Annotated in this window: 23 protein-coding genes and 1 pseudogene; 11 read left to right on the forward strand and 13 right to left on the reverse strand. The window is 74.5% G+C overall.

The genetic code is table 11. The features are described from left to right. Positions 1-275 precede the first annotated feature (275 nt). The 4 genes from ACR807_RS15985 to ACR807_RS16000 are packed head-to-tail and all read right to left on the reverse strand — an operon-like array spanning position 276 to position 3,593. The gene (locus ACR807_RS15985; protein WP_438922143.1) at positions 276-569 is read right to left on the reverse strand and encodes a DUF3017 domain-containing protein; all 294 of its coding nucleotides are present in this window, start codon (positions 567-569) and stop codon (positions 276-278) included. Positions 570-588: 19 nt separating this feature from the next. Beyond that, entirely contained in the window at positions 589-1,446 is an 858-nt protein-coding gene (locus tag ACR807_RS15990) for a bifunctional methylenetetrahydrofolate dehydrogenase/methenyltetrahydrofolate cyclohydrolase (RefSeq protein WP_438922102.1), read from the reverse strand. A gap of 16 nt (positions 1,447-1,462) precedes the next feature. Further along, a complete protein-coding gene (locus ACR807_RS15995; protein WP_438922103.1) occupies positions 1,463-2,392 on the reverse strand; it encodes a DMT family transporter in 930 nt (309 codons plus the stop codon). Next, complete coding sequence (locus ACR807_RS16000; RefSeq protein WP_438922104.1) at positions 2,385-3,593, reverse strand: MFS transporter; 1,209 nt, start codon at positions 3,591-3,593, stop codon at positions 2,385-2,387. The genes ACR807_RS15995 and ACR807_RS16000 overlap by 8 nt, the downstream gene beginning before the upstream one ends. 168 nt (positions 3,594-3,761) lie before the next feature. Here ACR807_RS16000 and ACR807_RS16005 point away from each other — a divergent pair, with 168 nt between their 5' ends. The 8 genes and pseudogenes from ACR807_RS16005 (at position 3,762) to ACR807_RS16040 (ending at position 15,551) form a co-directional block, all read left to right on the forward strand. Continuing rightward, a complete protein-coding gene (locus ACR807_RS16005; RefSeq protein ID WP_438922105.1) occupies positions 3,762-4,262 on the forward strand; it encodes a YbaB/EbfC family nucleoid-associated protein in 501 nt (166 codons plus the stop codon). Then, positions 4,259-4,570 (forward strand): WXG100 family type VII secretion target, encoded by a 312-nt coding sequence (locus tag ACR807_RS16010; RefSeq protein ID WP_438922106.1) that lies wholly within the window; start codon positions 4,259-4,261, stop codon positions 4,568-4,570. Before ACR807_RS16005 ends, ACR807_RS16010 begins: the two co-directional genes overlap by 4 nt. 56 nt (positions 4,571-4,626) lie before the next feature. After that, positions 4,627-4,971 (forward strand): annotated as a pseudogene (locus ACR807_RS41680) (WXG100 family type VII secretion target); the annotation flags it as partial. A gap of 1,372 nt (positions 4,972-6,343) precedes the next feature. Further along, positions 6,344-6,820: a hypothetical protein gene (locus ACR807_RS16020; protein ID WP_438922108.1), complete on the forward strand. Its 477-nt coding sequence runs from the start codon at positions 6,344-6,346 to the stop codon at positions 6,818-6,820. Between the two features lie 305 nt (positions 6,821-7,125). After that, a complete protein-coding gene (locus tag ACR807_RS16025; RefSeq protein ID WP_438922109.1) occupies positions 7,126-10,623 on the forward strand; it encodes a TNT domain-containing protein in 3,498 nt (1,165 codons plus the stop codon). Then, positions 10,586-11,062 (forward strand): hypothetical protein, encoded by a 477-nt coding sequence (locus ACR807_RS16030; protein ID WP_438922110.1) that lies wholly within the window; start codon positions 10,586-10,588, stop codon positions 11,060-11,062. Before ACR807_RS16025 ends, ACR807_RS16030 begins: the two co-directional genes overlap by 38 nt. Further along, positions 11,059-12,582, forward strand: coding sequence for a TNT domain-containing protein (locus tag ACR807_RS16035; RefSeq protein ID WP_438922111.1), 1,524 nt, complete (start codon positions 11,059-11,061; stop codon positions 12,580-12,582). Before ACR807_RS16030 ends, ACR807_RS16035 begins: the two co-directional genes overlap by 4 nt. A 77-nt stretch (positions 12,583-12,659) precedes the next feature. Next, positions 12,660-15,551 (forward strand): glycohydrolase toxin TNT-related protein, encoded by a 2,892-nt coding sequence (locus tag ACR807_RS16040; RefSeq protein ID WP_438922112.1) that lies wholly within the window; start codon positions 12,660-12,662, stop codon positions 15,549-15,551. Positions 15,552-15,567: 16 nt separating this feature from the next. On the opposite strand, the gene ACR807_RS16045 is transcribed toward ACR807_RS16040, so the two are convergent. Beyond that, positions 15,568-16,167 carry a pentapeptide repeat-containing protein gene (locus ACR807_RS16045; protein ID WP_438922113.1) on the reverse strand — a complete coding sequence of 200 codons (600 nt, stop codon included), beginning with the start codon at positions 16,165-16,167 and terminating at the stop codon, positions 15,568-15,570. A gap of 156 nt (positions 16,168-16,323) precedes the next feature. Between ACR807_RS16045 and ACR807_RS16050 the strand changes: the two genes are divergently transcribed. Next, positions 16,324-17,313 carry a malate dehydrogenase gene (locus ACR807_RS16050; RefSeq protein ID WP_438922114.1) on the forward strand — a complete coding sequence of 330 codons (990 nt, stop codon included), beginning with the start codon at positions 16,324-16,326 and terminating at the stop codon, positions 17,311-17,313. A 100-nt stretch (positions 17,314-17,413) separates the two neighbouring features. Continuing rightward, on the forward strand, positions 17,414-18,229 hold the full coding sequence (locus ACR807_RS16055; RefSeq protein WP_438922115.1) for an inositol monophosphatase family protein: 816 nt from the start codon (positions 17,414-17,416) through the stop codon (positions 18,227-18,229). Between the two features lie 48 nt (positions 18,230-18,277). Here ACR807_RS16055 and ACR807_RS16060 read toward each other — a convergent pair whose 3' ends face one another. After that, positions 18,278-18,622, reverse strand: coding sequence for a Rossmann-fold NAD(P)-binding domain-containing protein (locus ACR807_RS16060; RefSeq protein WP_438922116.1), 345 nt, complete (start codon positions 18,620-18,622; stop codon positions 18,278-18,280). Positions 18,623-18,687: 65 nt separating this feature from the next. Between ACR807_RS16060 and ACR807_RS16065 the strand changes: the two genes are divergently transcribed. Next, positions 18,688-19,215 carry a TetR/AcrR family transcriptional regulator gene (locus ACR807_RS16065; RefSeq protein WP_438922144.1) on the forward strand — a complete coding sequence of 176 codons (528 nt, stop codon included), beginning with the start codon at positions 18,688-18,690 and terminating at the stop codon, positions 19,213-19,215. On the opposite strand, the gene ACR807_RS16070 is transcribed toward ACR807_RS16065, so the two are convergent. The 7 genes from ACR807_RS16070 to ACR807_RS16100 all read right to left on the reverse strand — a co-directional run bounded on the left by ACR807_RS16070 (position 19,137) and on the right by ACR807_RS16100 (position 24,465). Next, positions 19,137-19,361 (reverse strand): DUF1918 domain-containing protein, encoded by a 225-nt coding sequence (locus tag ACR807_RS16070; RefSeq protein WP_438922117.1) that lies wholly within the window; start codon positions 19,359-19,361, stop codon positions 19,137-19,139. The genes ACR807_RS16065 and ACR807_RS16070 overlap by 79 nt on opposite strands. A 109-nt stretch (positions 19,362-19,470) precedes the next feature. Next, positions 19,471-20,451, reverse strand: a complete 981-nt coding sequence (locus ACR807_RS16075; RefSeq protein ID WP_438922118.1) for a bacteriophage spanin2 family protein — start codon at positions 20,449-20,451, stop codon at positions 19,471-19,473. Next, a complete protein-coding gene (locus ACR807_RS16080; RefSeq protein WP_438922119.1) occupies positions 20,448-21,149 on the reverse strand; it encodes an ABC transporter permease in 702 nt (233 codons plus the stop codon). The genes ACR807_RS16075 and ACR807_RS16080 overlap by 4 nt, the downstream gene beginning before the upstream one ends. 88 nt (positions 21,150-21,237) lie before the next feature. Then, positions 21,238-22,041, reverse strand: coding sequence for an ABC transporter permease (locus tag ACR807_RS16085; protein WP_438922120.1), 804 nt, complete (start codon positions 22,039-22,041; stop codon positions 21,238-21,240). 26 nt (positions 22,042-22,067) lie between these two features. Next, on the reverse strand, positions 22,068-22,493 hold the full coding sequence (locus ACR807_RS16090; RefSeq protein WP_438922121.1) for a hypothetical protein: 426 nt from the start codon (positions 22,491-22,493) through the stop codon (positions 22,068-22,070). Then, positions 22,490-22,798 (reverse strand): ArsR/SmtB family transcription factor, encoded by a 309-nt coding sequence (locus tag ACR807_RS16095; RefSeq protein ID WP_438922122.1) that lies wholly within the window; start codon positions 22,796-22,798, stop codon positions 22,490-22,492. Before ACR807_RS16095 ends, ACR807_RS16090 begins: the two co-directional genes overlap by 4 nt. Positions 22,799-22,938: 140 nt before the next feature. Then, a complete protein-coding gene (locus tag ACR807_RS16100) occupies positions 22,939-24,465 on the reverse strand; it encodes a serine/threonine-protein kinase (RefSeq protein WP_438922123.1) in 1,527 nt (508 codons plus the stop codon). Positions 24,466-24,471 lie beyond the last annotated feature (6 nt).

Here is a 24,471-nt window from a genome sequence, read left to right on the forward strand (position 1 = left end):
CTGCCGGCGGGGAGCTGGTCGCGGGGCGAGAGCTGCTCGCCGGTGGCGGATGGCTGACGGGCGGATCGGCCGCCCGGCGGGGACCGGGTGCTCAGGCGGCCCAGGCGTCCGAGTCGTCAGGCGTCCGGGCGGGCCGAGTCGCCCAAGGCCGAGTCGCCCAAGGGTGGGCGTCCGGAGGCGGGCGTCCGGGTGGGCCGAGTGCGTGGCGGCCTGACCGGCTCGGCCGGCGGGACCGAGCCAGGCGGGGGTCGGCGGCCGTCGGTCCTCCGCGGGTACTAGCGGTCCAGGGGGCCGCCGATGATGGTCATGGCGACCACTATCACGGCGAAGCCCAGGCCGGTGTAGAGCAGTGCGTCGACGCTGCGGCTGCGGATGGCGATCAGGCCCGCCTGTTCGTCGGTCACCATCACCCGCAGCAGGGCGGCGACCAGCAGCGCGAGGCCGATCAGCACGACGCCCTGCCGCCAGTGGTACTGCACGATCCGCACGAAACCGAGGAGGCTGATAGCCAGCACCAGGGCGAACGGCAGGTGTCGACCTGCCGCCGACCGCCAGCGCTGTTCCGGCAACAACTCCACCGCTTCCGCCTCAGGCCGTCGCGAGGTTGCGCTCGGCTGCCTCGACCGTGTTGGTCAGCAGCATGGCAATGGTCATCGGTCCCGCGCCACCCGGGATCGGGGCCAGGAAGCCCGCGACCTCGGCCACGTCGGGGTGGACGTCGCCGACCAGGCCGGCGTCGGTGCGGGTGATGCCGACGTCGACGACGGCCGCGCCGGGCTTGACCATGTCGGCGGTGATCAGGCCGGGGCTGCCCGCGCCCGCGACCACGATGTCCGCCCGCCGGACCTCGGCGGCGAGGTCCTTGGTGCCGGTGTGGCACAGGGTGACCGTGGCGTTCTCGGAGCGCCTGGTCAGCAGCAGGCCGATCGGGCGGCCGACGGTGACGCCGCGGCCGACGACGGTCACGTTGGCGCCGGCCAGCGGCACGTCGTAGCGGCGCAGCAGCTCGACGACGCCGCGCGGGGTGGCGGGCAGCGGGGCCTCGTCGCCGAGGACGAGCTTGCCCAGGTTGACGGGGTGCAGCCCGTCGCCGTCCTTGCGCGGGTCGATGCGCTCCAGGATCGGGTTCGGGTCGAGGTGCTTGGGCAGCGGCAGCTGCACGATGTACGCGGTGCACGCCGGGTCGGCGTTCAGCTCGTCGATGACGGCTTCGAGCTGCTCCTGCGTGGTGTCCGCGGGCAGGTCGCGGCGGAGGGAGGTGATGCCCACCTTGGCGCACGCGAGGTGCTTGCCGCGCACGTACGAGTGCGATCCCGGGTCGTCGCCGACCAGCACGGTGGCCAGGCCGGGCGTCACGCCCTGCTCGGCCAGGGCGGCGACCCGCCCGCGCAAGTCCTCGAAGATCGCGTCCCGGGTAGCCCTGCCGTTGAGGATCGTCGCAGTCACGTGCCTCATCCTCTCATCACCGGCGGGTGGGCAGCGCGGCGACCACCACGGCGATCAGCGTCAACGCCGTGCCGATCACGGTCATCGTGGACAGCTGCCCACCTGCGGCGGGGGCGACGAGGTCGAGGGTGAGGGCGCCGATGAGCTGGCCCGCCACCTGGCACAGCCCGACCAGCAGCACGCCGAGCCGGCGGACGGCGAGCACGGCCGAGCCGATGGTGAAGACGCCGAGCGCGCCGCCCGCGTAGTACCAGGGTTCGGCGGGTGCGGCGGACGGCAGGCCGCGTGCGGCCACGTCCACCGCGCAGACGACGAGCAGTACGGCCGTGCCGGTGCCGAAGTTGACCATGGTGGTGACCCGGGTGCTGTCCGCGGCCTCGCGGACCAGGCCGTTCACCGCCTGCTGCCAGCCGAGGCCGAAGCCGGCCAGGGCGGGCAGCAGGGCGAGCCACAGGCCGGCCGGGTCGCCGATCTCGTCGGACACGGCGACCGCGACCGCCACCACGGCGAGGGCCGCGCCGGCGACGCGGGGGCGGGTCAGCGGCACGCGCCCGGCGGGGCCGACGCCCGCGCGGTCGACCGCGAGGCTGCTCACGGCCTGCGCGGCGACCGCGGCCACGGTGAACACGGCGACGCCCAGCGTCGCGACCGTCAGGCCCTGAGCGGACACGAAGAACGCGCCGCACGCCCCGCCGGCGCACTGCCACCAGCGGAGGCGGCCGGCGCGCAGTGCCGCGACCAGCCGTGCCACCCCGGCCCGGCCGCTCCGGGACATCGGCACGGCCAGCAGCAACAGCGCCAGCCCACCGCCGAACGACACGAGCGCGGCCAGGAAACCGTCGCCGAAGACGTGCCCGAGTTCGCCGTTCAACCGGCCCTGGACGGCCAGGAACACCCCACCGACGACCGCGAGGAGCGCGCCGGTGAACCGACCCCCGTCACCCAACCGGCACGACCTCGCGGTCGCGCACCCGGCTCGCCAGGAACGCCCCGAACAGCGCCAACGCCGCGCTCGCGCCCGCCGCGGCGGCGGGGCCGACGTGGTCGAGCAGCGTCCCGGCCACCGGCAGCGACAACGCCGAGCCGGCCGTGGTGAACGTGCCCATCCAGCCGAACGCCTCCGCCTTCCGGTCGTCCGGGGCGAGGCCGCTGATCCGCTGGTTGTTGGCCGCGATGGCGGGTGCGATGGCCATCCCTCCCACTCCGAGCACGAGCCCGATCAGCCACGCCGACGACGGCTCCACCACCGGCGGCAGGACGAGCACCAGCGGTGCCACGCCCAGCGCCATCAACAGCATCCGCCGGGCGAACCGGACCCGCCCGGTGAGCCCGCCCGCGATCAGGCCGCCGATCACGGACCCGACGCCCCACACCGCCGTCAACACCCCGGCCATGGCCGGTTTGCCCAGGTCGCGGGCCCAGGCGATGATCACCATGTCGATCGACACCAGGGACGCGACCAGGAACAGCGCGGTCACCAGCGCGAGCGCCAGGGAACGGTCGGCCAGCAGCGTCCGCCCGCCCGCCGCCCGTTCCCGCGCCACCGGTTCGTCGAGGCCGGCCCGGCGCAGCGCGGCGGCGAACCCGAGCGCCCCGAACACCGCCAGCGCGCCGCACAGCCACAGCGCGGCCTGCGCGTTCCACACCGCCACCACGGTCGCGGCCAGCGCCGGGCCGACGATGTACATGACCTCCTGCATCGACGCCTCGACCGTGAACACGGCCGACTGCGCCGTGCCCGTCGCCAGGCGCGGGAAGCTCGCTCGGCTCATCGCCGTCACCGGCGGGGTGCTCAGCCCGGTCAGGAAGCCGACGACCACCGCCACCGGCCACGCGCCGCCGGGCAGCACCGCGGGCAGCAGTCCCAGCACCGTGATGCCCGTGCCGTAGCCCAAGGCGGTGACCAGCAACAACCGTCCCGCCGGGCTGCGGTCGGCGGCCCGTCCGCGCACCGGTCCGGCCACGCCCATGCCGAGCGTCAGGGCGCCGCCGACCACGCCCGCCACCGCGTACGACCCCGTCCACCCGGCTATCAGGAACGACACCGCCAGCGGTGTCGCGGGCAGGTGGATGCGGCCCAGCAGCGACCACAGCAGCAGCCACGGGAGGTGGGGGACACCGGCGAGCTCTCGGTAGGGGCGCAGCACGGTCACACTCTGCCCGGGAGCACCGACAGCGGGAGCACCGGCAAGGACGGCACGGGCAGGGGCGGTGTCAGCGGGGGCGGTGCCGACAGCGGGATGCCGAACATCCGCGGGAACCCGCGGGCCTCGGTTAGCGTCAGCACCTCTGACGCCGCTCACGAGGGGACAGCTGTGACCGATCCGACCGGACGACGGGCCGAGCTGGAGGCGCGGAACGCGGCCATGCGCGAGCAGGTCGACTCCCTCCTGGCCGAGCTGAACAAGAAGACCGCCGAACTGCGCGAGACCCAGGCCAAGGCCATGGCGATCACGGCCACCGCGGTGTCGAAGGACGGGTCGGTGCGCGCCACCGTCGACTCGGCGGGGGCGTTGACGTCCCTGGAGTTCTCCGCGAACGCCTTCGAGCGCACCACCCCGGACCGGCTGGCCCGCCTGACCGCCGAGACCGTCCAGCAGGCCGTCGCCAAGGCGCGGACCGAGCTGAACGAGGTGCTGGCGCCGGCGCAGCAGGGCGCGAGCGTCGACCTGTCGGAGATGCTGCCCGGCATGCCGTCGCTGTCCGACCTCATCCCGAAGCCGCCGGTCGTGCCGCAGGCGTCGACGCCGCCCAGGCGTCCCGCGCCCCGTGACGACGACGAGGGCGGCAGCTTCATGGACAGGAGTGGCTGGTGACCGGCTTCGACGTCAGTGTGTCCGGCCTGCGCCGCGGTGCGGGCCAGTTCGGCGCGGCGGGCGATTCGCTCGACGGCGTGCTCCAGGCGCTGAACTCCGCGTTGCAGGCGGAGGGCCAGTGCTGGGGCGGTGACGAGTCGGGGCAGGCGTTCGCCAAGCAGTACGTGCCCAACTCGCAGGCGACGCTGGAGGCGTTCGGGAGCCTCGCGCAGGCCCTCGACGACATCCGCACGGCCGTGGAGCAGACCGCCGACGCGTACGAGGGTTCGGACCAGGGCAACGCGACCGGGATCTCCCGGACTTACTGAGGGGCACTGCGGTGGGCATCGAGATCCCGAGCGAGGTCACCTGGCTCTTCCCGATCGTGGTCGGGCAGAGCTGGCCGGAGGGTGACGAGACGGCGTTGCGGCGCATGGCCGACGCCTACCGCACGGCCGCGCAGGGCGTGAAGTCCGTCATCGACGAGGGCAACGGCGCCGCGTCCAGCGTGTACGCCAGCCAGACCGGTGACGCGGTCAAGGCGTTCGAGGAGTACTGGAAGAAGTTCTCCGAGGGCGACGACTCGTACCTGCCGAAGCTCCAGAAGGTCTGCGACCAGCTGGCCGAGAGCTGCGACAACACCGCGCTGGAGGTGGAGTACACCAAGCTGTCGATCATCGCGTCGCTGATCGCGCTGGCGATCGAGATCGCCGCGCTGATCGCCGCGGCGTTCGGCACGTTCGGCGCGTCCACCGCGGGCATCCCGATCGCGCAGCAGGCGACGCGGTTGATCGTGCAGTTCACGTTCCGGCAGCTGATCATCGCGATCCTCAAGGAGGTCGCGATCTCCGTGGGCATCGACGCGGCCATCCAGGGCATCCAGGTGGCGCGCGGCGACCGGCAGTCGTGGGACTGGGGCAAGACGACCGAGGCCGCCGTGTCCGGTGCGGTGTCGGGCCTGGTCGGCGGCGTGTCGGGCGGTCTCAAGTTCGAGGGTGGCGGGCTGGCCGGGCAGGTGGCCGCCGGTGCCACGCGCGGTGCCGTCGAGGGCGCGGTGTCGACCGTCGGCACGGCCGCCGCGCTGGGGCAGGACATCTCGGCGCGCGACGTGCTCATGGGTGCGTCGGCGGGTGCGGTGTCCGGTGGGATCGGCGGGGCGAAGGACGGCATCTCGGTCGAGCCGCCGCGCGTCAACGCCGGTGGGCCCGACGGTGGGCCGCCCGTCGGTGGGCCGGTGCCGGGGCCGCCGACCGTGGGCGGACCGACCGCCGGTGGTCCTGCCGCGGGTGGTCCTGCCGCGGGTGGTCCTGCGGCCGGTCCGGGTGCCTCGGGTGCGCCGGGTGGGCCTTCGGTGAGCCGCGACGGGTTGAACCGGATGCCGGCGGGCACGACGGGCACGTCGTCCGTTGCCGCGCCGCCCGCTCCCGGGCCTTCGGTGGGTGCGCCGCCGTCGGTGGGCGACTCGTCGCCGGGTGGTGGGGCGTCGACCGGTGGTGGTGCGCCGTCGTCGTTCGGTGGTGCGCCCGCCGGTCAGGGTGGTGGACGGGCTTCGCTGCCGACCGCTCCCGGTGCCGGTGGGGGAGGGTCTTCGATCGGTAGCAGGCTGGGGACGTCCGGTGCCGCGCCGCCGGTGGTCGCGCCCTCGGTCGGCGGGCATTCGGCTGGTGGGCATCCGGGTGGTGGGTCCCCGATCGGCGGGCCCGCTGTCGGTGGGCCTTCCGCCGGTGGTCCTTCGGTGGGCGGACCGGCGGGCTCCGCTCCCAGTGGGTCCGGTGGTTCGACGCCCGGTGGGTCGGGCGCGCGGATGCCCGGTGGTGCGCCGGTGTCCGGTGGGTCGGCCTTCGCGGGCGGTCCTTCTCCGGTCGGTGGGTCCTCGGGTGGTGGTGCGCCGGTGGGCGGTGCCGCGCCTGGTGGGTCGGTCGGTGGGAGTCACGCCGCTGGTGGTCCCGCTGCCGGTGGGCCTGCCGCCGGCGGGTCGGCCGCTGGTGGGCCCTCTGCCGGCGGATCGGCTGCCGGCGGGGCGACTCCGGGTGGATCGACTGCGGGTGGATCGGCTGCGGGGGGTCCGTCCGGGCCTCGGGCCGGTGGGCCCCTGCCCGGGGGTGGCTCGTTCGGCGGGCCTGCTGTCGGGGGCGCTGTTCCCGGTGGTCCTGTTCCCGGTGGGCCTGTTGGTGGTGGCTCCGCTGGTGGGCCCGTGCCTTCGGGCGGGGTGCCGGCCGGTGGGCCGGTGGCCACCGGTGGGCCTGTGCCTGGTGCTCCTGCTGCGCCTGTCGCGCCTGGTGGTGGGGCTGCTCCTGCTGGTGGCGGGGTGCCGCCGGCTGCCGGTGGGCACGCGCCTGCCGGGGGTCACGCGCCTGGTGGCGGGCCTGCGCCTGCCGGGGGTGTTCCCGCTGGTGGGGCCGCTCCTCTGGGGGGTGGCGGGTTCGCGCCTCCTCCTGGTGGGGCTGCGGGTGGGGGCGGCGGTGGCGGTGGCGGGCGTGGGCCTTCCGCGCACTCCGGCGGGGAGTTCTTCACCGATGGCGGGGCCGGCGGGGGTCATGACGTTCGCGGGACGGACGCGGTCAGCGCCAGTTCGTTGACCGGGGTTCCGGTGCAGCCGGTGCAGCACGCCGGGCCGGTCGCGTTGCCGGAGCAGCGCGGAGGCGCGCCCGTGCAGCAGCCCCCGGTGAACCCGGTTGGCGGGTTCGGGCCGCAGCCCGGTGGGTTCGGGCCCCAGCCCGGGGGTTATCCGCCTCCGGCCGGTGGGTACGGGCCTGCGGGTCAGCAGCCCGGTGGTCAGCAGCCTGCCGGTCAGCAGCCTGGTGGTCCGGCTGCGCCGGCTCGTCCGGACGGTGGCGCGCCCGCGCGCTCGCCGGAACCGGCTCCTCGGCCCGTCGCGCCTAGGGTGGACGGTCCCGCCCCTGCCGCTCGTGGCGGCGACGGGACCACGCCCGGTGCGGACCGGCCTGCTCCCGCGCCGACGCCCGCGCCCACCACCGCGCCCACCACCGCGCCGATCCCGGACGGTCCGGCTCCCGGTGACAGCGCCGCGGCGCGCACCGAACCGGTCAACCCGACCGACGGCAGCGGCGACACGACCGGCGACACGGCCGGGGTGCCCGGTGACGAGCACTCGCCCGTCGCCGCGCACGAGTGGCCCGCCGACTCCGGCACCGACCCGGGCACCAACCCCACTTCAGACCCCACCGCCGACCCGTTCCCGCAGAAGAACGTCTGGAACCAGCCCGCGGGCGTGGTCGAGGGCTTCTCGCACGACGGCCCCTACCACTCGGTGCACGAGGCCACGGGCCCCGGGGACCAGTCGGTCGGCACGTACGACCAGCGCGCCGCCGCGATCGTGGAGCCCGGCTACCAGCCCTACGGCCCCTACGGCAGCTACGAGCCGTTCCGCGCGGCGCACTCGACGCCCGACGGCGGCATCGACTGGCCGCCGAACCAGGGCGCGGGCGGGCCGCGGGTGGTCGTCGAGCTGCCCGCCGGCACGGTGCTGGACCGGTTCGGCAGCCCCGGCGGGGACTTCCTGTCGCCGCTGCGCCCGGACGGTCAGGCGTACGGGTTCGGCGAGCGCGCGATCATGCCGGACAGCCTCGGCAAGGGCTACCACGTCTACGTCCTCGACGCGCCCCTCACGGTCGAGCTGGCGCCGGTCGCGCCCGCGTTCGACCAGGCCGGCGGCGCGCGCCAGCTCCAGCCCGTCCTGAGCGCGGACCTCGCCGACCCGAACACCGGGCGGATGAGCGTGCAGCGGCTGATCGACCTCGGCGTGATGCGCGAGGTGGACGTGCCGCCCGCGGACGGCCGGGTGCTGCCGCCGGACTTCGGCACGTTCGACGAGAACGGGAACGTCTCCCGGCCCGACACGGTCAGCGTCGACGAGGCCCGCAACGGCGCGTTCGACGACTACGCCCCCGCGAACCAGGCGACCGACCTCGCGCCGAACCCGGACCTCGGTCCGGTCGCGCACACCGGGCCGATCCCGGTCGGCGAGGTGTCCCAGCGCGTCGACCAGGCGATCCGCAACAGCCAGGTCACCGACGCGGGCGTCGCCCTGCACACCGAGGACCGGCTCCGCGACCTGTCGAGCCGCATCCCGGCCAGTGACGACCACGTCGTCCTCGACGTCCACACCGACGGCGACGGCGTCCGCATCGGCGACACGCGCTACTCGCGCGCCGAGCTGGTCGAGCTGATCGACAACCACCCGAACCTGGTGGACCGGCCGATCGTGCTCGTCGGCTGCGACGCGGGCGCGGGCGGTGCCGACAGCCTGGCCGCGCACGTCTCCCGGGAGACCGGGCAGCGGGTGATCGCGCCGGACGGCCTCGCGTGGTCCGACCAGCACGGCAACGTCTACTCCAGCTCGCCGAACGAGTCCGGCACCGGCCCGCGCATCCCACCGGACGGCGGCTGGCACGCGTTCGAGCCGGACGGCGCGCACGGCCCGGTCGGCGAGAACGGCATGCCGCCCGGCCACCGGCCGACCGGCGACCTGGCGAACGGGGGCCAGGGCGACGGCGACCAGGCCCACCGCGGCCGGCAGGACGTCGAGCCGCAGGTGCAGGAGCCGTGGTCGGCCCCGGGGACCCGGCACGAGCAGACCGTCCGGCTGGGCGACGACCAGTCGTTCTTCCAGGGCCAGGACCTGCCGCGCGACACCCGCATCGCGGTCGAGGGCGCGGACGGCCGGGTCCGCACGGTCGTGCACGTCGACGCGGACGGCAACGTCTTCGTGGACGCGGTCGCGCCGAACACCCGGCACGGCGACAACCCCGAGGTGCTCAACCCGGTCCCGAACGCCCACTACCGGGTGGAGGTCGGGCAGCGGAACGACGTGTTCGTGGCCAACGCCGACGGCACGCGCGCCGTCACGCAGGACACCATCCGGGTCGGTGACCGGACGGTGCAGGTCGAGCGGGCCGTACCGATCGAGCCGGTCCCGGAGCCCGCGAACGGCCGCCAGGTCGTCGGCGCGGACCACCCGCTGGCGCCGGCGCCGGGCGAGGCGTTCACCGCCCGCACGGACCTGCCCGCGGACACCCGCCTGGAGGTCCACGGCACCGACGGCGCGTACCGCGGCACGGTGCAGACCGACGCCGACGGCCGGCCGCGGTGGGTGGCGGCGCCGGACTTCCTGGCGGACGACACCCGCAACCCCGAGGTCATGCACTCCTCGCAGGGCGCGAACTACAACATCGACCGCGGCCCGCTGCACCAGGAGTACCGGACCGACGCGAACGGCCACCCGCAGGACGCCGTCGCGCGCACCGAGCCGACGACGACCCGGCAGGTCCCGGTCACCGGCCTCGGCCAGGGCGAGCCGTTCAGCCGACCGGGCCAGGTGCACGACGCGAACACCGAGTACGTGGTCAGCGACGAGCACGGCCAGCACCGCGGCCGGTTCCTCACCGACGAGTCCGGGCACGTGGTGTTCGAGGACACCCACTCGGGCCAGCGCAGCCGGGTGAACAACGAGATCACCCAGGCCCCGGCGAACGCGCAGGTCACCTCGGACGGCTTCTACGGCCTCGGCCGGGCGGAGCAGCCGACGCGGACCTGGCCCGCCCCGGCCAACGGCGAGGTGCACCTCCGGGTGGAGCGCACCAGGGTCGACGGCAGGTGGGAGTACTCGGTCGCGGTGGTCGGCGGCGACACCGGCGGCTGGACGCCGCAGCAGCGCGACGCCGTGCTCCAGCCGTACGACAACCGGAACCCGTTCTCGGCGCGGACCGACCTGCCGCCGGGCACCCGGTTCGTGCTGGACGACCACCAGGGCCAGGGCTACGGCACGTTCCAGACCGGCGGTGACGGCGCCGCGTCGCACGTCCACACGTTCCGGCCGTTCAGCGCGGACCTGAACAACCCGCTGCCGAACGCCGTGCTGGTCGCGGACAACGACACGTGGCGCGGTCGCACGAACGGCGACGGCGAGACGGTCGCCACGACCGGCAGGCCGGACCTGTCCTCGGGCGGGGCGATCCGCCGCGACAGCGCCGCCCAGCTCGACGTCGGCACGCACGGCGAAGTCGACTCGAACGGGCGAAAGTTGTCCGACGGCGGCCACCACCAGGGCAACAAGACCGGCGGTCCGGGCGAGGCGGCGAACCAGTCGAGCCAGCAGCGCGACCAGAACCAGGGCAACGAGCGGCCGGCGTTCGTCACCGAGGAGACCTGGCACCGGATGGAGCGGGACCGCGCGGCGTTCACGAGGGCCGGCGGTACGGTCGAGATCATCGACACCTTCGCCCTGCGCGACCCGCTGCAACGCCACCCGCACACGTACCAGACCCGCTGGCGCGTGACGCTCGACGACGGCACGACCGAGATCTACGTCAGGAGCTACCCGAATGAGCACAACGCAGCCCTCTGGCCGGCCGACTTCTGAGCAGCGCCACGACGAGCTGCTCCAGCACATCGGCGGCATGCTGCTGGACGCTGCTCCGGAGGGCTTCCGCCGCGTCGACCTGCTGGTGCGCATGACGGTGGCCGTGCAGGACCTGGCGCTGAAGGTCTACCTGCCGGACGGGGCCACGCCCGACGTGGTCCCGCCGGACGGCCTGAACGCCGCGTTCCAGGAGATGCGGCAGGTGATGTACCGGCAGGGCCGGGGCACGTGGTTCTCCGCGCGCTGCGTGGTCAACGCGCCGGTCCGCATCGACATCACGTACAACTTCGACCACGACCCGCTGTTCGACCCGCCGGTGCCGGCCGCCGACTTCGCCCGTGACCTCCAGGTCTTCCCCCGCGACGACGCCTACGTCCCGGACTGGCTGCGCGCCAGGCTCGTCGAGGCGGGCGCCAGCACCGAGGAGCAGAACGCATGACCGCCCCGCAGTTGGACGTCGAGGACCAGAACGCCATCCTGGGTTCGGTCACCACGCTGCTGGTGCAGCGCCTGCCGGGCGACTGGGAGCAGCTGTGGGTCGACTTCCGGATGGTCGGCTCGCACCTGGAGGCCGAGGTGTCCGGCCTGACCATGTACGGCTCGTCGTTCGAGTGGGAGCTGCCGGCGGAGGCGCTGCCGTTCTTCGTGCAGCTGCGCGACGGCATGGCCGTGCCGGGCCGGGGCACGTGGTTCTCGGTGAAGTTCCACCTGGTGCACCCGGACACGTACTCGGCGACGTTCGACCGCGACGGCGAGCCGGCCTGGAGGCACGCGCCCGAGCCCCGGCACCACGTCGAGGAGCTGGAGCTGTACCCGCGCGACGCGGACGCGGTCCCGGCGTGGCTGCGGGAGCGCGCGGGGCTCACCACCCCGTCCGGTCCGGCCCCCGCGGTCCACGAGGCTCCGGTGTTCGACGGCCTCGCCCCCGACGGCACGCCCGTGCACCACCGGCCGTCCGTGCACCCGCAGGAGCGGGACGACGTGCTCGCCTACCTGGAGGGCGCGCCCGTCGTGCTGGCCGCCCGCTCCTACGGGCAGGACGCGCTCGCGCCGGGAGCGGAGCCGTCCGTGCCGCTGTCCTTCCACACCGACGGCACCTGGGTGTGGCCGGGCGGCGTGGCCCACTACCTGCGCGAGCACCACGTGCCGCCGGTGCCGCAGCTCGTGCAGCACATCCGGGACAACGGCTACGCCGTGCCGCCCGTGACCCCCGAGCAGGAGGACGCGGCGAGCGCCGTCGCGACCGGTCGGGCTGATGGCGCGCCCCTGCCGGAGTACCGCGAACGGGTGATCAACGACGCCGACCGGCGCGCGCTGGAGCACCTCAAGGAGCGGCTGGACCACTACGGGGTCGCCGAGTCCGAGTACGGCATCGTCGACCCGAAGCCCGACGCGTTCGTCCTCGAACCCGCGCCCGGCACGTCCGGGTGGCAGGTGCAGTTCTGGGACGGCAGCCGCGGCCCGCACGGTCGGCCGCGCGTGTACGAGCACGCCGTGGACGCGGCGAAGGTGCTGCTCGCCGAGCTGCTGTGGCGGGCCGACCTCGACGGGGCGCGGACCGCGAACCAGGCGCCGGTGGTGCAGCCGGTGCCGGACATCCAGCCGCTGCCCGACGAGCCCCCGCTGTCGCTGTTCCGCGACCGCGAGCCCGTCGTGCTGCCGCCCGGCACCGAACTTGATCGGTTCGGAGCCGAGACGGGCAACCTCGTGTACGCGGCGGGCACGATGTTCGGCAACCGCTCGCTGCCACCGGATTGGCTGAACCGCCGCTACCACGTGTACCGGGTGCAGAAGCCGGTGCCCGCGCTGGTGGGCGTCGCGGTCCCGTGGTTCGGGCAGGTCGGCGGCGGCACGGGGTTCTTCCTGGCGTCGGCGGTGCGCGACCTCCTGGCCGACGGGAGCCTGGTGGAGGTGCCGGAAGCGACGACGCAGCCCCCGCCACCGAAGGTCCAGGGGTGATCGCTGGGCGTCATTAGTCCGTTCGGCCCAGCGGGGTCCCGTGCGGGCACGGGGAGTCGCGGGGGAAGATGGTCCACGTGTCCGAGCTGAAGCCGCTGAACCCGACCGAGCAGGATGCGCTGGTCAAGCAGATCGGCCTCACGCTGATGCGCGCCGCTCCCGAGGAGTGGCGCCACGTGACGGCCGAGTACCGCGCGACCGGTCGGTACTTCGAGCTGGCCGCCGAGGTGCGGTCGGCCGACGGCGCCGCGCGCGCGTGGTCCCCGCCGCCGGACGTGGCGCAGCTGTTCTCGCGGCTGCGCGCGGGCATGTACCGGGAGGGTCGCGGCAGCTGGTCCAACGCCCGCTACCAGCTCGACCACCCGTCGAGCTACAACCTGGACTTCGACCGCGCCGAGCCGTCCTGGCAGACGCCACCGCCGCCGCAGGCGTACCTCGACGAGATGCGCTTCTTCCCGCGCACGGACGACAACGTGCCGGACTGGCTGCGCCGCAGGCTCCAGCCGGCGCCGGCGGCCGGGTTCGAGGACCGGCAGCCGCCGCGCGCGTTCCGCTCGGCCCGCGTGTTCGACGGCGCGGGTCCCGGCGGGCGTCCCTCGGTGAACCGCCCGCCGGTCCCCGAGGCCGACCGCGATCTGCTGCTGAGCTACCTCGACCGCGCGCCGGTCGCCGTGGTCGGGCGCGGGTTCGACGCGGACGTGCTCAACCCGGACGCGCCGCAGGTCGTCCCGATGGCGTTCCAGACGGACGGGCAGTGGATCTGGCCCGCCGCCGTCGGCTACTACCTGCGCGCCTACGGCGTGCCGCCGGAGCCGGAGCTGGTGGAGCGGGCCCGGCAGCAGGACTTCGTGCTGCCCGAGGTGTCCGAGGAGTCACGGGTCGCCGCCGCCGCGAACCTGGGCGCGCCCGCCGCGCCGCAGGGCACCGCGCTGCCGGTCGCCGAGCCGCCCGAGGCGCCGGTCGAAGCGCCGGTGGAGGTGGGCGCGACGGTCGCCGCGCCGCTGCCCGAGCTGCTCGCCGACGACGACCGGGGACCGGTCCGCGCGGACGTCGAGCAGACCGCGAACCTCACCGACCTCAAGCCGGACGTCGTCGAGTACGCCCAGGAGGGCCCGCCCTACCGGGTGCGGTTCGAGGAGGACGGCCCGGTCATCGACGACCGGTACCGGCGCGAGTCCTACGTGGACGGCATGGACCTGTTCGCGCCGGTGCCCGCGTACGACCGCGAGGAACGCGAGGAGCCCGCCGACCGCGACGAGCGGGACGAGCGCCCCGAGCGGGAGCCGGGCGACACGCAGACGTGGAACCCGTTCGCGGACGAGGACCCCCAGCCGGCCGACGCCGACGCCGATGCCGAGGAGACCGCCGAGGTCGGGGCCGTCGCCGACGGGCCGCGGGTCGACGACCGACCGGCCGAAGTGGACGCCCGGCACGCGCCCGACGAGGTGACCGCCGAGTTCGGGGTCGGCCAGGAGCACCTCTACGCCCCGGCCGCGCACGACGACGACCGCTTCGACGCGCACGAGGCCGAACCGCACCACGAGGCGCACGACGACCGGTCCCACGAGGACCGGCTCCAGGACGACCGGTCCCAGGACGTCCGCGAGGTCGAGCACCACCACGAGGCGCACGACGACGACCGCTTCGACGAGCGGGAGGACGCGCGCTTCGACGGGCACGACGACGAGGTGCGCGACGACCGGCACGCCGAGCAGCCGTTCGCCGAGCAGCAGTTCGCGGAGCAGCCCTTCGCGGACCAGCCGTTCGCCGAGCGGCAGTTCGCCGACCAGTCGTTCGCGGAGCAGTCGTTCACCGGGCAGCCGTTCCCGGAGCGGCAGTTCGCCGAGCACCGCGACCACGGGGACCACACCGAGCACGAGGGCCACGCCGAGCACGGCGGCCACGCCGACCACGCCGGCCACCCTGATCACGGCGGCCACCCCGACCACGCCGGCCACGCCGAGCACGAGCAGCACGACGGCCACGACGGCCACGACGAGCAGCCCCGCCGGGCCGAGGAGGGGGACCGGGACGACGCGCCCGCCCCGTTCGCCGAGCAGGCGCCGTTCGCCGAGCAGGTGCCCCCGCCGTTCGCGGACCAGGCGCCGACCCAGTACACCGAGGCCGTGCAGCCCGTGCAGGTCGCGCCCGTGCCGCCGAGGGAACCGCGCCAGATCACCCCGGACGAGGAGCGCGAGCTGGCCGGCACCCGCCGAGCCCTGGACGAGCTGGACGTGCCGCCCGCCGCCTACCGGTTCGGCGAACCCGCCGACCGCACGTGGTTGCTGCGCCTCGACGACCAGGACTGGGAGGTGTCGTGGTTCGACCGCGGCCCGACCAACCCGGTCCGCTTCGAGCGCGTCGAGGACGCCACCGCCTACCTGGTGGGCAAGCTCGCCCTCACCCACCGCCGCGCGCCGCGCCCGGCCCCGCCGCTGCTCCCGCCGCCCCCGCCCCAGCAGCAGCGGCCCCGCCCGCCGATGAACAACGGGTTCGGCGGCGAGCCGCCGCGCCGTCCCGGCCCGCCCCCGCCGCCGGTCCAGCAGCCGCCCGTCCAGCAGCCGCAGCCGGGCCAGCAACAGCCGGGCCAGCAGGGCGAGGCCAAGCCCGTCCGGACGTGGCCGATCAAGCCGATGAACGGTGAGCCGCCGCTCACCCTCTTCCGCCACAAGAAGATGGTCGAGCTGCCCCCCGGCGTGGAGGTCGACCGCTTCGGCGACGGCACGGGCAACCTCGTCTACGCCGCTGGCACGCCGTTCGCCGAGCGGTCGCTCGTGCCGTCGTGGATCAACCGGCCGTACAAGGTGTACCGGCTGCGCCGGCCGGTCGAGGTGCTGACGGGCATCGCCGTGCCGTGGTTCGAGCAGCCCGGCGGCGGCACGGCGTACCTGATGCCCAAGACCATCGACGACATGCTCGCCGACGGCGTCCTGGTCGAGGTCGCCAACCAGGAGGCGCCCACCCACTGACCGGTCGGGGGCGCGGCTAGTCCACGCGCAGGCCGTGCGCGCCGGCGAACGCCACCGCGGTGCCCAGGTCCACCCGGGCACCGCGCAGCGACGCCTGCACGAGCCCGTCCGCGTCCAGCCGCGCCCCGCGCAGGTCGGCCCCGTCAAGCCGGCAGCCGAGCAGGCGGGCGCCGGTGAGGTCGGCCTCGCGCAGGTCCGCCTCGCGCAGGTCGGCCCGCTCCAGGTTCGCCTCCCGCAGCCGCAGCCCGCGCAGCGACACCTTCGGCAGCACGGCGCCGGCGAGCCCGGCGAGGGTGAGATCGGTCTCCTCCACGGTGACCGGCCGCATCGAGCAGTCCGCGAACACCGAGCCGAGCCACGTGCAGGACCGGAACACCGCGTCGCCGAGCACCGCACGGGTGAACTTGCAGGAGCGGAACGCGGACGCGGTGTGCGTCGACTCGCCCAGGTCGGTCCGGTCGAAGACGCAGTCGGTGAACGTGCAGTTCGACGTCACCAGGCCGCGCATGTCGGCCTCGGTGAAGTCGCACCGCACGAACGAGCGACCCTCCCAGCGCTGCTCGTACAGGTTCGCGTCGGAGTAGTCCTCGTCGGTGACGGCTTCGATGATGTCCACTGTCACACCTTGTCATCGTTCTCCAGTTGGTAACCTCCGACCTGCCGGGCAACCCGTCCGGCGCGCGGTCCCGGTGTAGAGACCGCCGCTGACAGGTCGTCAGCCTGCCTGGTGGTGCGTGCCCGAGGACTGAAGCCACAACATTCGGGAAGGCACATGACCCGCACGCCCGTGAATGTCACCGTCACCGGTGCGGCCGGCCAGATCGGCTACGCACTGCTGTTCCGCATCGCCTCCGGCCACCTGCTGGGCCCGGACGTCCCGGTGCGCCTGCGCCTGCTGGAGATCCCGCAGGCCGTCAAGGCCGCCGAGGGCACCGCGATGGAGCTGGACGACTGCGCGTTCCCGCTGCTGTCCGGCATCGACATCACCGACGACGCCAAGACCGCGTTCGACGGCGTGAACGTGGCGCTGCTGGTGGGCGCCCGCCCGCGCACGAAGGGCATGGAGCGCGGCGACCTGCTGGAGGCCAACGGCGGCATCTTCAAGCCGCAGGGCGAGGCGATCAACGCGGGCGCGGCGGACGACGTGCGCGTCCTGGTCGTCGGCAACCCGGCCAACACCAACGCCCTGATCGCGCAGCAGCACGCGCCGGACGTCCCGGCCGAGCGCTTCACCGCGATGACCCGCCTGGACCACAACCGGGCGCTGGCGCAGCTCGCCAAGAAGCTGAACGTGTCGGTGACCGACATCAAGAAGCTGACCATCTGGGGCAACCACTCGGCCACCCAGTACCCCGACCTGTTCCACGCCGAGGTCAACGGCCGGAACGCGGCCGAGACCGTGAACGACCAGGCGTGGCTGGAGAACGACTTCATCCCGACCGTCGCCAAGCGCGGCGCGGCGATCATCGAGGCGCGCGGCCTGTCCTCGGCGGCGTCGGCGGCGAACGCGGCGATCGACCACGTCCACGACTGGGTCAACGGCACCGCCGAGGGCGACTGGGTCTCGATGGCGATCCCGTCGGACGGCTCGTACGGCGTGCCCGAGGGCATCATCTCGTCGTTCCCGGTGACGGTGACCGACGGGAAGTACTCGATCGTGCAGGGCCTGGAGATCGACGACTTCTCCCGCGCCCGCATCGACGCCTCCGTGGCCGAGCTGGTCGAGGAGCGCGACGCGGTGAAGGCCCTCGGCCTGATCTGAGCCCGAGCGGCGGAACGCCCCCTCGTCGGACGATCGGACGGATGAACGGTCCGACGATCGGACGAGGGGGCGTTCCGCTGTCCTGTGCGAGGCTGGACGCGTGACGAAGAACCCGTGGCCGGTGCCCGAACCCCAGCTGCCCGACACCGTGCACCCGGCGCTCGCCGCGACCGTGCGCGCGGCGGCGCGCGCCTACGGCGGGGCGCGTGGTGACTTCACCCGCGCCGAGCTGCGGGAGGAGGTCGCCGACGGCGCGGACGGCACGCCCACCATGCGGGTGGACGCGGTCGTGGAGGCGGCCATCGCCGAGGCGGCGGCCGGGGCGGGCGTGAACCTGCTGTCCGAGGAGGCCGGTTTCCTCGACAACGGCTCCGCGGCCACCCTCGTGGTCGACCCCGTCGACGGGTCCGCCAACGCCGCGCTCGGCGTGCCGCTGTCGTGCTTCGCCGGTGCCCTCGTGGTGGACGAGGAGCCCGTGGAGGCGTTGACGGTCTGGTTCGACACCGGCCGCGCGTGGTCGGCGCGGGCGGGGGAGCGGACGTCCTTCCGGACCACCGGCCGCACCGCCCTCAAGGGCGCCTCGGTGTGCCTCCTGCGCCCGAAGCGCGGTACCGAGGACGCGTGGATGCGGGTCGCGAACCAGGCCGACCGCGTCCGCGTCCTGTGCACGTCGTGCCTGGAGACGATGCTGGTGGCGGAGGGCTCGGTGGACGCCTTCGCCGATCCCGGCTCGGACACCCACCGGCTGATGGACCTCATCGCCGCCCTGGTCACGCTGCCCGCCGCCGGCGGGGTCCTGCTCGACCTGCACGGCCGGCCGCTCACGTTCGGCCACGACCTGTCCCGCCGGTGGTCGGGCATCGCCGCCGCGACACCCGCCCTGGCCGACGAGCTGATCGCCACGATCCTGGGTTAGCGCACCCGGGCCGGTGTCACCGGGAACGTTCCCAGGTGGCCGTTCCGCTCACGCCGCCGCGCCGGTGGTCGCGCCGGACCGGTACCACGCGGCCGCGGTGACGGCGGACGTCGGCAGCCTCGTCGGCCTGCGCGCCGTGCCGATCACCCGCCCGGCGAGCGCCGCGAACTCCCCTGCGATCAGGGGCCGCGCGGCGGGCGCGTGCCAGACCTTCCCGTCGGCGCGCCCGTCGTCGCCCAGCACGACCTGCGCCCGCGCCGTGTCGCCGAGGAAGGCGAACGCGTGCGGCACGTCCAGCGGCCCGAACCACACCGTGGTCCCGCCCAGCGCGAGCGGCTTCAGCACCGGCTCGCCGGGCAGCGTGCCGGACCACCGCGGGTACGGCACGCTCACGGCCAGGTGCACGAGGGACGCGCCCTCCAGCGCCTCGCGCGCCGCCGCCCGGTCCGGGCGTCTCGATCAACACCATCGCCAAGCGGATGGGCGTGACGGGGCCCGCGCTCTACCGCTACTTCGCGGGGCGCGACGACCTGCCGGCCGAACCGGTGCGCGACGCGTGGCACGACCTGGCCGACGCCGTGGAGGCCGCCGCGGCGGCGGGCGAGGGCGCGGTACCAGCCGATCGGGTGCGTGCGTTCGGGGAGGCGTTCCGGACGGGGGGCGTCACCCAGCCCCACCGGTACCTGCTGCTGTCCGTGCTGCCGCGCCCGCCCTCACCACCACCGGGAGCGGCGGACGAGTCCACTCTGGACGGCCAGCTCCGGGCGTGGGCGCGGTCGCGCGGCGAGGGGGACGCGCCCCCCGCCGTGCTGCTCACCGGCCTGCGCGCCTTCACCAGGCTGCACGGCGTGCTCAGCCTGGAGGTCACGGGCCGGTTCGGACCGATGGGGCTCGACCCGGCGCTGCTCTACCGCGCCGAGGTCGAGTCCTTGATCCTGGGGGATTCCGGGGTCCGGGGCTTCACGAGGCTGTCGGGGCCGGGGTAGACCAGCCCCTCGTGGCCGTCGAGGAAGCGGACCAGGTACGGCGGCGCACCCTCCGAGCCGCGCACCTCGAGGATCTCGCCGATGTTCTCGTCGAGCCCCGCGGTGCGGCGGTGGACGTGCAACCGGTCGCCTACTGTCGCGTGCATCTGCAACACCTCCGGTGCGTCACAGCGTAGGACTGTTCCGAAGGTACCGACAGGGTGGTTTTTCCGCTCACCGGCCCAGGTCAGGCCGTGGGGCGCATACCCGCCCGGGTCAGCCGCAGGCGTTGGACAGCGCGGCCACCTGGTCCAGCTTCTCCTGCGACCAGGCCGCGATGTTCGACGGGTTCAGGTCGTCCAGGGTCACCTGGCTCATCGTGGTGGAGACCCCGGTGATGGCGTCCTTGAGCGTGGCGTCGCCCGCCTTCGCGGCCAGCTCCTCCAGCTCCTTGGCCTTCTGCTGGGTCTCCTCCACCGCCTTCTGCGGGTCGGTCGCGTCCGGCGTGAACCCGGCGATCCGGAGCGCGTCGATGCACAGCTGCGCCTTGTCCGCCGCCTGGCCGACCTGGTTCGCGGTGTTCTGCGCGTCCTGCACGGCCTCGCAGCCGGTGGCGAAGCCGACGAGCCCCAGGGCCAGCAGGATGGTGGCGACCGGACGACCTGCGCGCATGGGGTGCTCCTGGTTCATCTGAGAGTTCGGTCCACGTGACAACCCGTGACCGTTTCGTCCGACTCTACCGACGCGCGCAGAGGCGACGCACCACATCCTCGATTTCGGGCTCCTCCACCACGAGGTCGTGCACCTCCGCGCGGGCCGCGACCGCCGTGATGAGCCGGGCGGCCGTGGTGTCGGCAGCAGGTCCACGCACTCGCGCAGGCGGTCGGCGTGCTCCCCGCGCGGCACCCGGTAGATGACCCGGAGCAGGTCGAAGCTCTCCCGCAGCGGCAGGTCCCACCACAGCTGGCTGCGCTGGCCGAAGACCACGCCGATGCGCCGGGCCAGCTCGCGCCGCGACCGGGACGGGTCCACCCCGGACACCCGCACGTGCCCGGAGGTGGGCACCAGGACGCCGGTCAGCACCTTGATCGTCGTGGACTTGCCCGCGCCGTTCGGGCCGACGTAGCCGACCGCCTCGCCGCGCGCGACGTCGAAGCTCACCCCCTCGACCGCGCACACCACGCGCTTCTCGCGCCGGAACCGCCCGGTCTTCCTGGTGACGGTGAACTCGCGACGCAGCTCTCGGAGCTCGATCACGACCCAGTCCCTCGGTAGTGCCGGACGGCGAACCGCCACACCAGGCCCGCGACGACGGCGGTGGCGACGGCGACCAGCGGTGAGACCCAGCCGAGCAGCGCCGGTCCGCCGAGCGGGTCGGGGCGGCCGAGCAGCGCCAGGCTGGGGTAGTAGGCGACGAACGCGCCGGGCACGACGAACGCGAAGAACCGGCGCAGCCACGGGCCGTAGACCGTGACGGGGTAGGAGGTGAACGTGCCGCTGCCGTAGGTGACCGCGTTGGCCATCTCCTGGCCCTCGACCAGCCAGAAGCACACCGCGTTGGCCACCACCCAGATCGAGCCGAAGATCACCGCGCCGCTCAGCGGGGCCGGCACCACCAGCAGCGCGGTGGCGGGCGACCACGCGATGTCGTTGCGCGCCAGCGCCCAGACCAGCGCGACGAGGCTCGCCCCGATCCGGCCGACCTTCCGCAGGTGCAGGTCGGAGGCCATCACCTGGGCGAGCGTGCCCAGCGGGCGCAGGAGCACCACGTCGAACGCGCCGGTGCGGATCTGCGCCGGCAGCTCGTCGAGTTGGCCCGCGACCATGTCCGCGAGGCCGAACGCGACCCCGGCCAGGGCGTACACCAGCACGACCTCGTCGAGGGAGAACCCGCCGAGCGAGCTGACGCGGCCGAACAGGACGAGGATGGCGGCCAGCTCGACCAGCTGGCCCAACCCGGACGCCAGGCACTGGAGCGCGAACGACGCCCGGTAGGACGTCTGGCCGCGCAGCCGTGCGGCGATGAGCCTCGGGTAGACGCGCTCAGCCAGCCTGGACCACCACCTTGCGCACGGCGCGGCGCAGCACGACGTGACCGGCGGCGTACACCAGCACGGCCCAGCCCGCCTGGTGGGCGAGGGTCGTCCAGGCGTGGCCGTGTTCGAGGAACACGTCCACCGGCGACTGGAGGATCGACGGGAACGGGGTGAACGCCAGCGCCGTCCGCGCCCACCCGGGGAAGAAGGCCAGCGGCACCGAGAGGCCGCACAGCAGCCAGGTGGCCAGCGCGTACATGCTGAGCAGGCCCTTGTTGTCGAGCAGCCAGAACGCGGCGGTGTCGAGCAGGAAGCGCATCCCGAAGCTCACCGCGAGCGCGAGCAGCAGGCTCACCGCGAACAGCGGGAAGGTCTCCGGCCGAGGCCGGCGGAACGGGAAGAGGAGCGCGCCGAAGACGACCGGCGGGACGAACCGCACCAGCAGCGCGAACCCGCCGCGACCGAGGTCCTCGGCGAACAGCGCGGCCTGGAGGTGCCAGGGGCGGTAAAGGTCGACGACGACGTCGCCGGAGCGGACGCGGTCGGCGAGCGCCTTGTCGCCCCAGAGCAGGACGAAGGCCATGATGCCCTGCCCGAGCCACACGCAGGTGGCGGTGGCGGCGACGTCGTACCCGGCGATCGGGCCCTGCGCGACGGCCGCGACGAGCACGGCCATCCTGAGCAGCCCGAAGACGACGTTCGTCGCCAGCCCGGCGAACATCGCCTGTCGATAGGTGGAGTACCTGCGGAAACCGGCCAGCGCCAAGTGCGCGTAGGCGAGCACGCCTTCCGACCCCAGGAAGGCGGGCAACCGGTTTTCCGGATCGGCGGAACCGGTTACGCGGTCGAGGCCACCCAGTCCTCGGCGCGGGCGCGCAGCGCGTCGTCGCGGACCTGGTCCACCACCTGCCCGAGGGCGCGGGCCGCGAGGCGGCGCTGCCGGTCCGGGATGTCGAGCGCGGCCATGACCTCCTCGGCCAGCGCGTCCGGGTCGGCGGCCCGCGGTCCCAGGCTGCGGATGAGCCGGGCGCGCAGCGCGAACCGGTCGACGACGGCACGGGCCCGGCGCACGCCGCTGCGCTCGCCGCCGTGCGAGGCCGCGAGGGCGACCGCCGCCCACGCCAGCCGGTTCGCGGCCGGTCGGCCGTCGTCGTACACGCGGCCCTGCGCGGTGACGCGCACCCACTCCCAGTCGTTGGCGTCGTGCACCGCCGGCCCGCCCGCCGTTCCGCCGTTCGTCGTCCTGTCGGCCGCCGCGCTCATCGCCCGGCCGCCAGCACGCCGTCCAGCAGCCCGGGGTAGAGCGCGTCGAGGTCGTCCCGGCGCAGCGAGCTGATCCGCGACGTGCCCCGCGGGCGCACCCGCACCACGCCCGCCTCGCGCAGCGTCCGCACGTGGTGGGTGAGCGTGGACGCGGTGACGCCGAGGTCGAGCACCCCGCACGACAGGCCCTCGGCGTGCTCGGACAGCGCCCGCACGATCCGCAGGCGCACGGGGTCGGCGAGCGCGTGCAGCACCGGGACTATCCGGATCTCGTCGCGCTCCGGGTGGGCGGGCAAGGTGGTCATACCACGCACAATACGATACTCGTCGAACTTTGATGGATGTCGTAGTACGGTGCCTGTCGAACCAACTTCCCTCGACCGGGAGCACCCGTGCCCACCTGCCCGCCGCCGGAGCTCACCCGGTCCCAGCCCCGGCGTCGGCGTCAGCCGGAGCCGAAGGCGCTGGTCGCCGTCTCGCCGCCCTCCGACGGGCTCGCCAGGCAGTGGAAGTAGGTCTCCTCGCCGTCGGTGAACCCGACCGCGGTGAACTGCCAGCCGGACGTGTCCACGTTCGGGCGGGTGTTGGCCTTCATCGCCTCGGCCGTGCAGACCTCGGCGACCTGCGGCTGCCTGGCCAGCTCGTCGGAGTCCAGGTCCGGCACGGGGCCGTTCAGCCAGCCGCCCGCGAACGCCTCCCAGTAGTGGTCCTCCGAGCAGTTGCCGACGCGGCGGGCCGACGCGGGCTGGCCGCCGATCGACACGATGCCGCGGTAGCAGGTGGGTTCGGCGACGCAGTAGCCCGTGCCGCACTCCGCGAGCTGCGGCGGGGGCAGGCGCTTGCTCTCGGACGGGCTGGTGGAGCTCTGCGCGGTGCCCCCGGTGTCCCCGGTGCCGGGTGACGTGCGCTCCCGCCCCGCCCACCACCACGTGCCGATCGCGACGACCGTGGCCAGCGCCGCCGCCCCGATGACCAGCGGCCACGGCTTGCGCGTGGGCTTCGGCTGGAACTGCGGCGGCTGGTAGGGCTGCGGCTGGTGCTGCGGCGGCCCCGAGTGCAGGCCCGGCGGCGGCCCGGAGTGGGCGGGCGGTGGCGCGAAGTGCGGCTGCCGCACCGGGGGACGGGGCGGCACCGCGGGACCCGGCGGTGGTGGCGGCGCGTGCAGGATCGGCGCCGGGGTGCCGCCCAGCTCGCGCAGGAACTGGGCGGCACTGGGCGTCCGGTAGGCGATGTCGTGCTCCAGGGCGCGCACCAGCACGTCGTGCAGGTCCTGGGGCACGCCCGGCACCGGCGGCACCGGCGAGCGCAGCACCTCGCCCAGGTGGTCGAACGACTCGATGGGCCACGGCACGGGCCGCGGCGGCTTGCCCGCGAGCAGGTCGTAGAGGGTCGCGGCGAGCGAGTACACGTCGGCCGCCGGCGTCGGGTGGGCCATGGCGAACGCCTCGGGCGGCGCGTAGCTGGGGCTCAGCGAGTCCCGGGTGACCGTGCTGGAGCCCTCGGCGTCCAGCAGGGCCGCGAGGCCGAAGTCGGCGAGCTTCGCCGTGCCGTACCGGTCGAGCAGGATGTTGCCGGGCTTGATGTCGCGGTGCAGCACGCCCTCGGCGTGCGCGGCGGCCAGCGCGTCCGCGAGCTGCACCCCGAGCTGCCGCACCCGGTCGGCGGGCACCGGCCCGTCCCGGCGGACGAGGTCCGCCAACGACCCGCCCGTGCACAGCTCCATCACCAGGTAGGGCGTGCCCTGCGGGGTGAAGTTCGCGTCGTGCACGCCCACCACGTGCGGGTGGCCGGACAACCGCGCGGCCGCGTGGGCCTCCCGCAGGAACCGCCGCCTGTCCCGCTCGGTCCGGAGCACCCGGTTGTCGACCTTCACCGCCACCTCGCGGTTCAGTTGGACCTGGCGGGCGCGGTACACGGTGGCGAACCCGCCCTGCCCCAGCGGGGTGAGGTCGGTGAGTCCCGGCAGTTGCACGCCGGG

This window comes from Saccharothrix sabaoui (assembly GCF_051756985.1).
In the GTDB taxonomy this organism is placed as follows: domain Bacteria; phylum Actinomycetota; class Actinomycetes; order Mycobacteriales; family Pseudonocardiaceae; genus Actinosynnema.

What these genes read in the sequence shown, in the direction of transcription:
- ACR807_RS16030 (WP_438922110.1), top strand. Translation starts at nt 10,586, where the DNA reads ATGAGCACAACGCAGCCCTCTGGCCGGCCGACTTCTGAGCAGCGCCAC.
- ACR807_RS16035 (WP_438922111.1), top strand. Translation starts at nt 11,059, where the DNA reads ATGACCGCCCCGCAGTTGGACGTCGAGGACCAGAACGCCATCCTGGGT.
- ACR807_RS16050 (WP_438922114.1), top strand. Translation starts at nt 16,324, where the DNA reads ATGACCCGCACGCCCGTGAATGTCACCGTCACCGGTGCGGCCGGCCAG.
- ACR807_RS16070 (WP_438922117.1), bottom strand. Translation starts at nt 19,361, where the DNA reads ATGCACGCGACAGTAGGCGACCGGTTGCACGTCCACCGCCGCACCGCG.
- ACR807_RS16090 (WP_438922121.1), bottom strand. Translation starts at nt 22,493, where the DNA reads ATGAGCGCGGCGGCCGACAGGACGACGAACGGCGGAACGGCGGGCGGG.
- ACR807_RS16095 (WP_438922122.1), bottom strand. Translation starts at nt 22,798, where the DNA reads ATGACCACCTTGCCCGCCCACCCGGAGCGCGACGAGATCCGGATAGTC.